The 13,771-nt window shown below is 51.4% G+C and carries 10 protein-coding genes and 1 pseudogene; 9 read left to right on the top strand and 2 right to left on the bottom strand.

Going from position 1 to position 13,771, the window contains the following annotated elements; translation table 11 throughout:
- Positions 1–140 precede the first annotated feature (140 nt).
- The 6 genes and pseudogenes from ACMAZB_RS01785 (at position 141) to ACMAZB_RS01760 (ending at position 9,125) form a co-directional block, all read left to right on the top strand.
- The gene (locus tag ACMAZB_RS01785) at positions 141–2,567 is read left to right on the top strand and encodes an LPS-assembly protein LptD (protein WP_435220110.1); all 2,427 of its coding nucleotides are present in this window, start codon (positions 141–143) and stop codon (positions 2,565–2,567) included.
- Between the two features lie 210 nt (positions 2,568–2,777).
- Positions 2,778–4,079 carry a peptidylprolyl isomerase gene (locus ACMAZB_RS01780; protein WP_435219063.1) on the top strand — a complete coding sequence of 434 codons (1,302 nt, stop codon included), beginning with the start codon at positions 2,778–2,780 and terminating at the stop codon, positions 4,077–4,079.
- A 99-nt stretch (positions 4,080–4,178) separates the two neighbouring features.
- Positions 4,179–5,191, top strand: a pseudogene (gene pdxA, locus ACMAZB_RS01775) (4-hydroxythreonine-4-phosphate dehydrogenase PdxA).
- 481 nt (positions 5,192–5,672) lie between these two features.
- Positions 5,673–7,532 (top strand): hypothetical protein, encoded by a 1,860-nt coding sequence (locus ACMAZB_RS01770; protein ID WP_435219062.1) that lies wholly within the window; start codon positions 5,673–5,675, stop codon positions 7,530–7,532.
- A gap of 510 nt (positions 7,533–8,042) precedes the next feature.
- Positions 8,043–8,504 (top strand): H-NS family nucleoid-associated regulatory protein, encoded by a 462-nt coding sequence (locus ACMAZB_RS01765; protein ID WP_435219060.1) that lies wholly within the window; start codon positions 8,043–8,045, stop codon positions 8,502–8,504.
- 159 nt (positions 8,505–8,663) lie between these two features.
- Positions 8,664–9,125: a GNAT family N-acetyltransferase gene (locus ACMAZB_RS01760; RefSeq protein WP_435219058.1), complete on the top strand. Its 462-nt coding sequence runs from the start codon at positions 8,664–8,666 to the stop codon at positions 9,123–9,125.
- Positions 9,126–9,262: 137 nt separating this feature from the next.
- On the opposite strand, the gene ACMAZB_RS01755 is transcribed toward ACMAZB_RS01760, so the two are convergent.
- Positions 9,263–9,952, bottom strand: a complete 690-nt coding sequence (locus ACMAZB_RS01755; RefSeq protein WP_435219057.1) for an ABC transporter ATP-binding protein — start codon at positions 9,950–9,952, stop codon at positions 9,263–9,265.
- Complete coding sequence (locus tag ACMAZB_RS01750) at positions 9,949–10,725, bottom strand: ABC transporter permease (protein WP_435219055.1); 777 nt, start codon at positions 10,723–10,725, stop codon at positions 9,949–9,951. Before ACMAZB_RS01750 ends, ACMAZB_RS01755 begins: the two co-directional genes overlap by 4 nt.
- 103 nt (positions 10,726–10,828) lie before the next feature.
- Between ACMAZB_RS01750 and rsmA the strand changes: the two genes are divergently transcribed.
- The 3 genes from rsmA (at position 10,829) to ACMAZB_RS01735 (ending at position 13,624) form a co-directional block, all read left to right on the top strand.
- Entirely contained in the window at positions 10,829–11,626 is a 798-nt protein-coding gene (gene rsmA / locus ACMAZB_RS01745) for a 16S rRNA (adenine(1518)-N(6)/adenine(1519)-N(6))-dimethyltransferase RsmA (protein ID WP_435219054.1), read from the top strand.
- 67 nt (positions 11,627–11,693) lie between these two features.
- Positions 11,694–12,515 carry a symmetrical bis(5'-nucleosyl)-tetraphosphatase gene (locus ACMAZB_RS01740; RefSeq protein ID WP_435219052.1) on the top strand — a complete coding sequence of 274 codons (822 nt, stop codon included), beginning with the start codon at positions 11,694–11,696 and terminating at the stop codon, positions 12,513–12,515.
- Positions 12,512–13,624 carry a tRNA nucleotidyltransferase gene (locus tag ACMAZB_RS01735; RefSeq protein WP_435219050.1) on the top strand — a complete coding sequence of 371 codons (1,113 nt, stop codon included), beginning with the start codon at positions 12,512–12,514 and terminating at the stop codon, positions 13,622–13,624. Before ACMAZB_RS01740 ends, ACMAZB_RS01735 begins: the two co-directional genes overlap by 4 nt.
- Positions 13,625–13,771 lie beyond the last annotated feature (147 nt).

The raw sequence follows: 13,771 nt of genomic DNA, 5'->3' as shown, positions 1-13,771 counted from the left end.
GACGTTGATCGCGAGTACCTAAGGTTCTAAACCCAAAAACTGCCGGTATTTGACACCCCGAGTTATGGTGGGACCCAAGCACTGTTAAGGTATGATGCACACGTCAAAGCCAAACCCCACCGGATCTCACGCATTTGTCTGTGTACGCCCCACTCACATTTGGCCGCCTTTTACCCAAACCCAGTCATAGGCTTTCAAGCCTCGCATTGGGTACCGCGGTAGCGCTGGGTTGCCACATAACGCTGGCGTCCGAAGCGCCATCGGCCCAACCCGTCATGGTCTTGTTCAGCGAAGACATCGCCGCGCAACTCGACTGGCAGGCGTTACCGGTGCTACCAGAGTCGCAACGGGATACCCGATGTCGCCAATGTAATGGCAAGTTTGTGGATTCATTAAAAGGCCAGCTCCCTACGCAGCCTGGCAGCACCGATGTCGAGGTCAGCGCGGACAACTCCAGTGGCACTGAGGGCAGCCTATTACTCTCGGGAAATGTATCGGTTGTTCAGGGCAATCGCAGTATCACCGCAGATTCAGTGGCCTTCGACCGAACCCGACAATTCACCAAGGCCTCAGGCAATGTAGGCTTCCGTGAGCCCGGTGTAGTACTGCAAGGGGATCAACTAACCTTTGACTCAGAGCGCCAACACGCCACAGTCACTCGCGCCCATTTTGCATTACACGAACCGCAGCTCAGCGGTGCTGCGCAGCAACTTGAGCGTGAAGCCTCAGGGGATATCACAATCGTTGACGGCGCAGTTACCTTTTGTGCGCCTGAGGACCCCCAGTGGTATATCAATACCGATACCCTGAAAATTGACCCCGACGAAGGCATGGCGACAGCCACCCATGCTACTTTGCGCTGGTCAGGTATCCCTGTGTTTTACGTCCCTTGGATGAGCTTTCCTGTCGACGACCGCCGAAAAACAGGCCTCTTATTTCCGTCGATTGGCTCCGACACCCGAGGTGGCCTCGACCTCATGGCACCCGTTTACCTTAATCTTGCCCCCAACTACGACGCGACTTACTCACCTCGTTACATCAGAGAGCGCGGACTAGTGCATCAGGCAAACGGGCGCTGGCTGAGCAAAAGCTTGGGCAAGTGGAGTGTCAGCGGAGCCTATATCGACAACGATGAAAAGTTTGAGGAAGAGTTTCCGAACGGTGACAGCGAGCGCTGGGCTGTGGGCTTACAACATCGTGGCAACTTTGGGGAAAATTGGCGTACAAAAATTCAGTACAACAAAGTTAGCGACCGAAACTACGTGCGTGATCTCGACAACAGCAGTTTGAGCTCACAGCGCCAGGCAACGTTGAAACAATTGGGCCAACTCGATTACCTCGGGAAGGACTGGAAGGTATCCCTGCAGGCCCAGCAGTTTCAAAGCTTGCGGCGCAGTATTACATCGAATTATAAAAAAATGCCTCAGGTCACAGCGCAATGGCGCGGTGATGCCAACTTAGGAGGCCTAAAACCCATAGCACTACTGCAATATTCAGATTTTGATAACGACGCCAACAAAGTCATAGGACAGCGTGTCTACGGCGAAGCGGGCGTCACCTACCCTTTAAATTGGACCTGGGGTTTTTTGCGCACGACAGCTAAGTATCGCAGTGTGGCTTATGATTTAGAAAATCTGCGAAGCCTGCCAGAAGCCAAACCCGAAGCGACATCCGGAGTTTTCAGTGTTGACGGTGGGTTAGTATTCGAACGCACCACCAGCTTTGGCGGGCAGGGTATGAGTCAAACTTTGGAGCCCCGTATTTACTACTTATACAGTGAGTACGATGAACAAAGAGGCCAACCCGACTTTGACTCAGCCGAACTGACCTTTAGCTACAACCAATTGTTTCGCGATACACGCTTTTCTGGGCACGACCGCCTTGATGACGCCAATCAGGTTTCAGTCGGTGTAACCACTCGTTTTTTCGCTGACAGTGATGGGCGAGAACGTTTAAATGCCAGTATTGGTCAAATTTTCTATTTCAGAGACCGTGAAGTACGCCTAAAAGCCAGCAACAGGCCACTCGATGAATCACTGTCGGCAACCGCGGTAGAATTCAATTGGCTCCCTACCAACGCGTGGTCAATGCGCGCAAGCCTGCTCTACGACACCGAAGATAATGAGTTTGACGCTCTCAGCACACAAATAGGGTATCGACCAGGCAGTGGGAGGATTTTTAATATCGGTTACACCTTGCGAGAGCCACCACCAACCAATCTAGAAAAACGCCGCACAGAGCAAGCTAACGTATCGACCTATCTCCCTATCGGCAATAACTGGGGCGCCTTCGCTGCTATTGAGTACTCACTGGAAGGCAACGAGTTCGTAGAGGACATGGTGGGCTTTGAATACGACAACTGTTGCTGGAAGCTGCGCCTGCTATACATGCGCTACCTAGATACCGCTGGTAAAACGAACCCCGACTTTAGCGACCCCGACTTAGAGCGCGAAAACTCCGTACAATTTCAATTTGCGCTAAAAGGCATGGGGGGATTCGGCAGCCGTGTCGAAAATCTCATGCGCGACATGATTCGAGGTTTTGATCCTAAAGCACCCAGAGTTTAGTGACTCATGACAAATGTAAATCGAGGGCTCCTGTTTTCTCCTCACAAGCCCCTCTGTTTCCTAGCAACAAAAGAGTATAATTTTGTCGAGTAAATAACGGTGAGTCCTATTCAGTTGCAAAAGAACTCAAAATCAAGTTGCACGCAGCCATATTGGTCTCATACGGTAACTCCATCCATTTTCTTATTGTTTGCCTGACAGGCCACGCTTATGACTCCTCTGAAACGCAACGTTCTGGCCCAAGTTTGGCATCAAACACTTTGGCTCGCCACGCTGCTATTGACCTTTACGGCATCATTGACAAACGCCCAAGTTCAAACTCTCGACAAAGTCGTGGCGATAGTTGATGACGACATAATTCTTGCCACTGAGCTTCAGGAACGTCTGCTGTTGATTCAGCGCAATATTGAACAGCGGCAAATGGACGCACCGCCCGACGAAGTGCTCGCCCGTGAAACTTTGGATCGCTTAATTCTTGAGAGTATTCAATTGCAGCTAGCCAACCGCTACGGCGTGCGCATTCCTGACAACCAGCTGGATGCCGCCATGGGCCGCATGGCGGCAGGTAGCAACTATACCCTCGAACAGTTCCGGGCAGCGGTTGAGGCCAACGGCCAAAGTTACCTAGCCATGCGGGAAGAGATTCGCCGAGAGATGATGATTCAGCGCGTGCAGCAGGGCAACGTTTCCAGAAATATCGAGATATCTGACCAAGAAGTAGACAACTTTCTCTCCACCGAGGCAGGCGCCGAAATGACCCAGCCAGAGTTTCGTGTGGTCCAAGCACTTGTCGAAGTCTCAAAAAAAGACTCTAAGGCCGAACTGAAGCGCAAAGAGGCTTTTGTAGACGGCGTGCTGGCATCTATTTTAGCTGGCAAAGCTTTTCCTGAAGCGGTTTCAGTCATGGAGCCCTATGTGTTTAAGGGCGGCGATTTGGGCTGGAAAAAATTAGGCGCCATACCCAGCATGTTTGCGGCTGTCATTCCCAGTCTCAAAGTAGGCGAAACGGCCAAGATCTCCAGCGGCGCGGGCTTTCATTTGGTGTACCTTGCAGATGAGCGAGGCCGTGAACGTCTGGTCGATCAGACCGAGGTCCGACACATCCTCATAAAACCGACCGAGGTGCTCGACGAGGAAGCAGCCATTGCGTTGGCCAATGAATTGCGTCAGCGAGCACTCGATGGCGAGGACTTTGGCGATCTCGCAAAGGAATACTCCGATGACATAGGCTCTGCCCAAGAAGGCGGCGCATTGGGCTGGACTAGTCCCGGTCAAATGGTGCCCGAATTTGACGCTACTATGGACACCACCGAAGTCGGCGAAATTTCTTACCCAGTGAAGTCTCAATTTGGGTGGCATATTCTCGAGGTGACCGGGCGGCGTGAACAAAACATTGCCGAGCAGATGCGTCGCCAGCAGGTGATGGGCTATTTACACGATCAAAAATATGACGAAGAGCTGGAAGCCTGGCTGCGAAAAATCCGTGAAGAAGCGTTTGTCGATATTAAATAACGGAGCACACTCGGAGGAGACAAAAGCAACGATACCGACGCCAACTGCTGCCGCCTTATTAACGGCAGCAAGTCCTCGGGCCATTCGAGGCAATGCTCTATGACGAAAACCGCCCCCCACAGCCAAGTACCACGTATTGTAGTGACCCCGGGAGAACCCGCAGGCATTGGCCCCGACATAGTTCTCATGGCGGCTCAAAAAGCCTGAATGCAGAGCTCTTGTGTGTCGCTGATCAAGAATTATTACGCGAACGCGCCCAACAATTGGGCCTCGATATTGAGCTAGAACCCTACACCACCGGCGACACCGCTGAAGCCCATCGACCGGGCAGGTTGCGTTACGTGCACGTGCCTGCACCGTCACCAGTAAAAGCTGGAGGGCTTAGTGTCGACAACGCCTTTTATGTACTCGCTACTCTGAGTCTCTCAACAGAGCTGTGCCGCTGCGGGGACGCTCAGGCATTGGTTACTGGTCCGGTACAAAAGTCAGTTATTAACGACGCAGGGATACCGTTTACCGGGCATACCGAGTTTCTTGCACAAGCTTTTAATTGCCCTGAGGTGGTCATGATGCTCGCAGCTGGGAATCTGAGAGTTGCGCTGGCCACCACGCACTTGCCGTTAGCGGCCGTGCCATCAGCCATTACCCAAGAACTCCTAGAAAAAACATTACACATCCTTCGCCACGACCTGCAACAGCAGTTTAAGATCAGCAATCCCCGGATTACTGTTTTGGGACTTAATCCTCATGCCGGTGAGAGCGGCCATTTGGGTCGTGAAGAACTGGATACCATTACTCCTGTATTGCAGCGGCTGCGATCTGAGGGTTGCGCGCTATCGGGGCCGCTTCCGGCCGATACAGCCTTCAACCCCGACCAAATGAGCAATACTGATGCTTATTTAGCCATGTATCACGATCAGGGTTTACCGGTTCTAAAGTTCGCGGGGTTTGGCGAAGCGGTGAACATCACCTTGGGGTTACCCATTATAAGAACCTCAGTAGATCACGGTACCGCCCTCACCCTTGCGGGTACCGGACGGGCTCAGTCGAGCAGTCTTGAGGCGGCCATTACGGCTGCATTAAATGCATCTCAGCTTGCCAATACGCTTTAAACTAAACGGTATAAGAAAGCTCATCTCCATTCTCAGACGCGCAATAGGCAAACAGCCGCGGTTTGAGCTGGTTCAACAAAAAACCAACCCGCACGAGACATCAACCCACCTGATTCCGTAAAGCCAACCTATTAAATGCAGTTGCTATTTGACAGCAGTGACGAGCAGCGTGTTCACGCACAGTTTCGTCCTCGCCGACTATGAATATGCAACACTCGCTGCCGCTTTAAAATATGACAGCCAAAACCCCGATACCCGCGGGATCAAAGCATCGCCAAGCTAGGATTCGATGGCATTGAACCACTGTATCGCCCCAGCCATTTGAGCCGCTGCAAACATTAAAATTGAAAAGCTTTTCTTGGAGTCCACAGGTGGCGTATTAAGGTTTTTGATGAATACCGCCAGAAATTCGAGGTTCTATTCCAAAACAATTGTGACAAACTTATCCGATCCTTTCGCAATTTTTGCCCACTAAAAATTTATGACCGACATCAACGCTACTGATTTGCCCGAACAGCCGACTGCCTCCGCAGGCAGCCAATCTTCACCCGCTTATTTGAGCGAATCAGCTCTATGGAGCTTCACGGGCATAGAATTCGTCGATGTCTCCGACGAACTCACCCTGCTTCTAGATTCAAATTCAGAGGCGCGCTTGCTCGTCAGGAAAGAGGTACAAATTGCCCTCACCCATTGCGAGGCTTACCGCACCCTGCGGAGCCACGCCGAACATCTTGTTGCCACGCTGCCCCAGCTTGGCGGGCAAGTAGAGCCTGTCATACCCACCCTCATGCAAATCAGAGACGCAGGGCTGATGCGAGAGGCATCCGCAAGCTTACGCACCCTCACAGCCCCTCAAGAACAGCACACCCCTGCCAACCTACAAGTTTTTATTATTACCTGTGATCGACCTGCAGCCGTGGAGCGCCTGTTGAAGAGCATGGCAGCAGACACTGCACGAAGTCTGCCAGAGGCCTACACCCTAATCGATGACTCCCGAGATACTGCGCTGGCTGACGCAAATCGGATTTTGGTCGAGACCCACAACGCCACAGCAAGCTTTCAAATTCGGTACTTTGGGCTCGAAGCCCGGGAGCAATTACTTCAGCACCTCATTGCCGCAGAGCCCAGCCTTGAAGACAGCATTCGCTTTTTACTCGATAGAGGGCAGTGGGGCGACCTCCCTACTTACGGCCTGTCGCGGTCTTTAGCGCTCCTGCTTGGTGTTGGCTCGCGTATTTTAATTTTCGATGATGATGTGCTTTGTGAGGCTGTGCGATCCCCACTGCCTGATGGCCCTGTGCATTTTGGCGGAATCACAAAGAGAAAAGCCGTATTTTGGCCTGAACGTGAGGCTCAAGACGCCGCCAAAAATCGCCTCAAAGATAGTCCCATTGCTCTTATGGCGCGCCAATTGGGCACCACCTTGACTCAAGGCATAGGCTCACTAAGCCACGGGGATTTAGGCGACAACACGCTACAAGGGGCCAACGGTACCTTCGTAAGATCACTGTCGCCAAATTCTCCCATATTACAAACCCAGTGCAGCACCTGGGGCGACCCCGGAACCGGCAGTGGTCACTGGATATCAGAACTGGACCTCGAATCGATAGATCGGCTGCTTTCGGTGCCGGAGGGCTTGGTGCATACGGTAGATGCAAGAGCGTCGTGGCTGGGTCACGACAGACCAACTTTTACCAAACACGGTGTCATGTCCCAGCTTACCGGCTACGATGCCAGCCATTTATTGCCGCCTTTCATGCCGGCTTTTCGGGGCGAGGACAGCCTTTTTGCTTTTATGCTCCTTACCCTACACCCTAACTCATTGGTTTTAAATTATTCATGGGCCATCCCTCACCTCCCACTTGAGCAACGAGACTCGCGCTCTCTGAAGATCCCAATAGCAGCACAAGGCGGTCTGGGCTTGCTTACCCGGTGGATCGGAGACAATGTAACGCTTAGTCAGGGGCTCAAGCCGTCTGAGCGTTTAGCAGGTATGGCACAAGGTATTGATGAACTTGCTAGGCTGAGCGACAGCGAGTTGCAGGCATTTGCCCGAGCCGAATTGGCTCACTGGCAGGCGAGCCAAGCTAATCATTTTCGCCGGCAGCTAGCCCTCGCTCCAGAACTACAGTCGCGAAATTGGCAACAGTATTTGGAGCGCGGCTACGAGGAGGTCTTTGCGGCGCTGCAAAAAACGCCAAGCTGGGATGACTTGTTGGGGTACCCCACTGAGGATGCCAACGAAACTCTCAAAGTCGTGCGATCTGGAGGGCGGCGTCTCGCACGCGCGCTAACAGCTTGGCCAAAAATTTGGCTTGCAGCGCAAAATTTCGACCAATAGCAGTGTCACCCGTCTGCCCAAAATAAGCCCAGCTTGCGCCTGCATTTTTTAAAAGATAGCACTTTGTCATTACCGGGCTCTAACTATGGGAAAGCATTGCCACCCTCGTGCCCCCCGAAAATAACTTAATTGGGATAGCGGCGAGACTAAGATAATAAAAGATAGCAATGGAGCCACATAACCCAAGGAATTAGGGTCCAGGCATATAAGCGTTACGGCATACAGTCGCCCAATCAAATACATAAAGACATCGACCTAAAAAAACATCATGCAACGCGATATAAGCTTTTAAATCTAAGCGCGCTCCTTTTAGCGCCATCTTCAAATTTAAATATTTTTATATTTTTATATTTTTATATTCTTATATTTTTATATTTTATTAGATTTATCTTAAAGTAAGCCGCATAAACGCGAAGTCGTTTATTAGCCAAAAAAATACTCTTTAAACCGCAACGTTTTATTCCAAGGATCTCAAGAAAGCTTTATATTGTTACAAAAGCGAGGTTTTCCATGAAAGAAGCGAACGTCATAAAAGTTATCGCCAAGTCAAAAGCGACAGCAAACCGTATTGCCAAAGCCATTGATCACAAAGAGCTCAAACTAGCGATGGCTAACTTACAAAGCGCGCTGGAAGTTGCCGAAGCTAGAGAGGCTGCAAAAGACAGTAAACGCCGAGCGGCTAACATCAAGAAATTAACATCCATGATGACTGAGATGGGATTATCACCTCAAGACTTTGACAAAAAAGCACTGAAAAATTTGGATCGAAACAGTTCCAAGAAGACCAAGGTCAATAAAAATTTAGCCGCCAAGAAATCAAAGGTGGGTCCAAAAAAAGGCAGCAAGGTCGCACCAAAGTATAAAATTGTCAGTGAAGGTAAAACCCACAAATGGACAGGCCGCGGTCGTATGCCAATTGTTTTCAAAAACTTTGTTGGCCAAGGCGGGACACTTGATGAGTGCCTGATTTAAAATGCAACAAGCTCTTGGCAACCTTTTTCATCGCTGATAGCCCGCAGAACTCACGCCACTTGTCGTTTATTGAAAAAAACACAAGAACTATCTAAGAATAGCTGCTTTTGTAAATGAGAAATTTATGTCTCATCAAGTTCTTTTGTTAAGGCATCAGCTGTGAAAATTGAACCTGACGATCTTTCCAGAAAAAAAGTTATCGCTCTGCTAGAGGAGCATATCGATGACATGTATCGCGCCTCACCACCCGAGAGCGTGCACACCCTCGACCTAGATTCACTGCGCGGCGAAGCTGTGAGTTTTTGGGTTATGTGGCAAAACGACGATCCTGTGGGCTGCGTCGCTCTTCAGGAACACACGGCGACTTGGGCAGAAATAAAATCGATGCGCAGCGCTAATAGCGCCAGAGGTATGGGCATAGGAAAGCATTTATTGGAATTTGTGTTGGATGTGGCGAAACAACGCGACTATGAGTACCTGCGCCTTGAAACAGGCTGTGAAGATTTTTTTAAACCGGCTCGAGAAATTTATAAACGTTATGGCTTTTTGGAGCGCGGGTTCTTCGCGGGTTACACCGATGATCCGAATAGCGTTTTCATGGAAAAAGCACTGCGCGACTGAAGGCAAAGGGCGTATTCAGAGAGATTAAGTCTACCGGTTATGGCTGCAGGTAAGGGTTGACCTCGAAACAGGTAAACGGCCCTCAATGCGTCTAAATACTTTCGCCTGCGTGGGGCGGCACAAAGCATTTTCGACTTTTATTTTGCCGAATTCAGATAGGCCTCTAATACCTCTGAGGTTGAACCATCGGCTTTAACTTGTCCCTGCTCCAACCAGACGACCCGGCTGCAAATCTCCCGAATGGCGTGTTCAATGTGATGCACCAATATCACGGTACGATCCGCTGTTATTTTCTGCGCTAGCGCTTCACGGGCTTTGTTACGGAAATTCTGATCTCCCACCGCTAGTATTTCATCAAGCAGTAAAATATCGGTATCGAGTAATAAACCCGTTGCAAAACCTAACCGGGTTCGCATGCCCGACGAATAAGTTTTCACCGGCTCATCGTAAAAGCGACCCAGCTCAGTGAATTCACCAATGGCACTTAAGTGACTCTTGGCTTCTGACTTGGACATTCCCTGTAAGACCGCGGCTAACAGCGCATTTTCGCGGCCAGTAAGATCATTTTTAAAGCCCAACCCCAGTGACAATAGGGCAATCGATAACTCTGGCGCTCTCCAAACCGTCCCGCTGCCAGGGTTATAAATGCCCGCCATAATACGCAGCAACGTCGACTTCCCGGCGCCATTGCTACCGACTAACCCCAATTTATCACCGCGATTAACCTGAAGATTGAGCTCGCTTAACGCTTGAAAGTGGCCACCATCGCCCCCGGAATCCAAGGCGAAGCGCATGCCAACATTGGTGAGCTTTAGTGCGGGCATCATGCCGTCACCACCCGCTGAGCCAGATAATAGCGGTATCGCGCCATGCCCCTAGCAACTAGCAAGAGTCCTCCGCTTAAAAACACCGTAAGCCCCAGAAGATGTCCTAAATCTGGGGTTTGCTGCCACAGCAGAGCCTGTCGGAAACTATGCAAAAGAAAAGCCACCGGGTTCCACAGCAACACCGCCTCCCGTGTGGCCTCGTTACCAATGTCGTTGAGGTCCCAAAAGACCCCCGACATAAATAATAAAAACAACATGCCTAAATTTATAAGTAGGGCGAAGTCGCGCTTTACACAAACCAACACTGACGCGATGAACCCACAGAGCACAATTAAAAGCGCTTCTACACAAATTAGGGGCAACACCCACAACCAATAGGCATTTGGGTAGTACCCATCAATGATCAATGCCACTCCCAACAGGGCAAAGACCGCGATTTGGCGATAACTGCACTCCAAAACAACGGCCATAGGAAATAAGGTTTTAGGCAGATCCATTCGACCAATGAGACTGGCGTTTCCCATTAGGCTGTTACCCGCGTAATTAACTGTTTTGGAGAACCAAATAAAGGTGAACTTTCCAACAATTAAAAACATGAGGAAGTCTTGGGTGCGGGTTCCTAAAAACTTCTCAAATACGATATAAAAGACCGCAACGTAAAGCAGTGGCTCAATAACCCACCACCAAAAACCAAAGTAGTAACGCCGTGCCTCGGCCTTCAGCGAAAGCCGCGCAATCGTATCAACGAGGATAAAGTACTGCTTTAATGTCACAGGGCTCTCGGTTTAAACGTTGCCAAAGGGAGCGTTGTCTATTAACACCGCGTAATATGTCATGTTAACAGACACCGCAATTTGGCAGTTAGTGGTTAAGAACATGGCAAATAACACTGGGGGACATGCCCCCCGTAAACGCTTCGGGCAGAATTTCCTTCAGGATGACGGTGTCATTCAGGCGATTGCCCGAGCTATTTCAGCAAACAAAGACGACCACATTGTTGAAATCGGTCCTGGGCAAGGCGCTCTAACGGAGTCACTGGTCACTAGTGGCTGCCAGCTCGATGCCATTGAGTTAGACCGCGATCTCACCACGGGGCTGTTGGCCGCATTTAGCATACACCCGCGATTTACGTTGCATACCGGGGACGCTCTTAAATTTGACTACGCGGCTTTACGTGCAGACGACATACCCCTTCGTGTGGTGGGGAACTTGCCCTACAATATTTCTACCCCGCTCATTTTTAAACTGCTTGAAAATGCAGCCATCATCGGTGACATGCACTTTATGCTGCAGCGCGAGGTTGTGACCCGATTGGCTGCGCAGCCCGGCAGCAAGGACTGGGGACGATTGGGGGTAATGGCACAATTTTACTGCGATGTGTCGCACCTGTTTGATGTACCCCCCGAAGCTTTTTTCCCGCCCCCAAAGGTACAGTCAGCTATTGTCCGGCTAATACCCCACGCGACACCACCCTACCCGAATTGTGATGTTGTGCGGTTAGGAAAAACCGTGCAAATGGCGTTCGCCCAGCGCAGGAAAACGTTACGCAATAACTTTAAAGGGGTGTTGAACGACGAAGCTTTTGCGTCGGTCGATGTAGCCCCCACCGCCCGAGCAGAAACCTTGCATTTGGAGCAGTTCGTGGCTTTATCTCAGCTGCCTGGAATCGTCTAATGCCTCGCGACGCCGCTAGCATTATGCTGTTTAGTGCCGGTTTAAATCGCCACCCGGGGGTAGTCCTGTGACAACCTATGTCATTGGCGACATACAGGGCTGCTATGCAGATTTTTCAGCCTTATTGACTCAAGTTAACTTTGACCCGCAGCACGACCAACTGTGGTCCGTTGGTGATCTCATCAATAGAGGCAGCGACAACCTCGCTACCCTGCGCTGGTTTTATGCCCACCGATCGGTGGTTAAGGTGGTTTTGGGCAACCATGATCTCCATTTGCTTGCCCACCATGCCGGGGTCGGTAAAAAGAGCCGCTCCGATAACTTCGAGGATATTCTTGAGGCCCAAGATGCCAACACACTGTTGGACTGGCTGGTACAACAGCCCCTTATGCACCGCAAGGGCCCACTACTAATGACCCATGCCGGCATTCCTCCCTGCTGGTCGAGTGATGAAGCCTTAGGTTATGCCGCAGAGGTAGCCGACATCTTGAGAAGCCCTCGCCGCATCGAGTTTTTCAAGGCCATGTATGGCAATGAGCCCTACCGCTGGTCGCCACATTTAAGGGGTCTGGCGCGCTTACGAACGATTACAAATTACTTCACCCGAATGCGACACTGCACGGCCTCAGCGGGTCTGGATTTCGCGAGTAAAGGTGCCGCAGCAAAAGCGGCAACCCTGTGCGGTGAGATGTTGAGGCCTTGGTTCGAGCACCCCCACCGGTTACGGCCCAATGAACGACTGTTTTTTGGCCATTGGGCGTCGTTGGAGGGAAAAACTGACTCTCAGCAGTTTATCGGGCTTGATACTGGCTGCGTCTGGGGACGCTGTCTGACCGTTTATGCGATAGAAAATGATCAGTACTTTAGTCACGGCTGCGATCACTCATGAGAATTTATCGTGTGGGCGGGGCCGTTCGAGATGAGCTGCTGGGTTACCCCCACAGCGAAACTGATTGGGTTGTCGTTGGTGGTACCCCTCAAGCCCTGCTGGATCAGGGCTTTAAGCAAGTTGGGCGCGACTTTCCGGTATTTCTACACCCTGAAACCCAAGAGGAATATGCCCTCGCGCGAACCGAACGCAAAAGCGGCTTCGGTTACCACGGATTCGAAGTGCATGCCGCGCCATCGGTAACCCTCGAGGAAGATCTTGCGAGGCGTGATCTCACGATTAACGCCATAGCCATGGACGACAACGGCGCCTTGGTCGATCCCTACAATGGCAAACGGGACCTTGAAGCAAAATGTTTGCGGCACGTGTCACCACACTTTGTGGAAGACCCCTTGCGGGTGCTTCGGGTCGCGCGTTTTGCCGCCCGCTACCATGCCCTGGGTTTCACCGTAGCGGAAGAAACCCTAGAGCTCATGAGTACCATTGTGGCTCAGGGAGAACTTGAGCACCTCGCCACCGAGCGAATTTGGGTAGAAACCGAGCGAGCTTTGGGGGAGAAGCACCCTGAGATCTACTTTGAGACGCTGCGGCAGTGCGGCGCCATGGCCTCGCTAATGCCCGCCGTTGCCGTCACCAGCGGCATTGATCGGCTGAGTCGTGCCGCCCGATTTACCAACCGTACCGATTGCCGCTGGGCTATTTTGCTCTCCGAGCTCCCCGCCAATCAGGCCCGAGCAACCTCAGAGGCGCGGAAAGCACCCAACCAATTTCGGGATCTAGCCGAACGCCTAACCACTTGGCGACCCCAAACTAAGCAAGCCCTTCAAGACTCCAGCGAATGCATGCAACTACTGGAGGGCCTTGACGCACTCCGTCGGCCCGAGCCGTTTGATGGATTTTGCGAGGCCGCTGCGGCATTAGAATCAGACACCCCGGCAAAGCACCCCAGCTGCATCGCTTTGCGGCAGGCTAAAGAGGCTGCCAATACGATGAGAGCTCAAACATTGTTGGAAGCCGGGCTTACCGGACCGGCCCTAGGAAAAGCGTTAAGAGAATCCCGCATTGCGGCAATTGCTGAAGTGCTTACCAAGGGTTTCGTCAACGACTAAAAGTAGACTCAATATCGCAAAACAAGGTGGGTAATCCGTGTCTCGGGTCTGCGTGTTTTGGGCCTGTCTGTTTTGGGCCTAGGTGTTTTGGGCCTGTCTGTTTTGGGCCTAGGTGTTTCGGGCCTGCCTGTTTTGGAGCTGTGTGCT

It is taken from the genome of Luminiphilus sp. nBUS_07, from assembly GCF_051201685.1.
Classification (GTDB): Bacteria; Pseudomonadota; Gammaproteobacteria; order Pseudomonadales; family Halieaceae; genus Luminiphilus.
The sequence above is the reverse complement of the archived record's forward strand: the minus strand, read 5'-3'. Positions and strand labels throughout refer to the sequence as shown.

Bases quoted from the DNA above. Each gene is read 5' to 3' on its own strand.
- ACMAZB_RS01780 (WP_435219063.1), top strand. From the start codon at position 2,778: ATGACTCCTCTGAAACGCAACGTTCTGGCCCAAGTTTGGCATCAAACA.
- ACMAZB_RS01770 (WP_435219062.1), top strand. From the start codon at position 5,673: ATGACCGACATCAACGCTACTGATTTGCCCGAACAGCCGACTGCCTCC.
- ACMAZB_RS01765 (WP_435219060.1), top strand. From the start codon at position 8,043: ATGAAAGAAGCGAACGTCATAAAAGTTATCGCCAAGTCAAAAGCGACA.
- ACMAZB_RS01755 (WP_435219057.1), bottom strand. From the start codon at position 9,952: ATGATGCCCGCACTAAAGCTCACCAATGTTGGCATGCGCTTCGCCTTG.
- rsmA (WP_435219054.1), top strand. From the start codon at position 10,829: ATGGCAAATAACACTGGGGGACATGCCCCCCGTAAACGCTTCGGGCAG.
- ACMAZB_RS01735 (WP_435219050.1), top strand. From the start codon at position 12,512: ATGAGAATTTATCGTGTGGGCGGGGCCGTTCGAGATGAGCTGCTGGGT.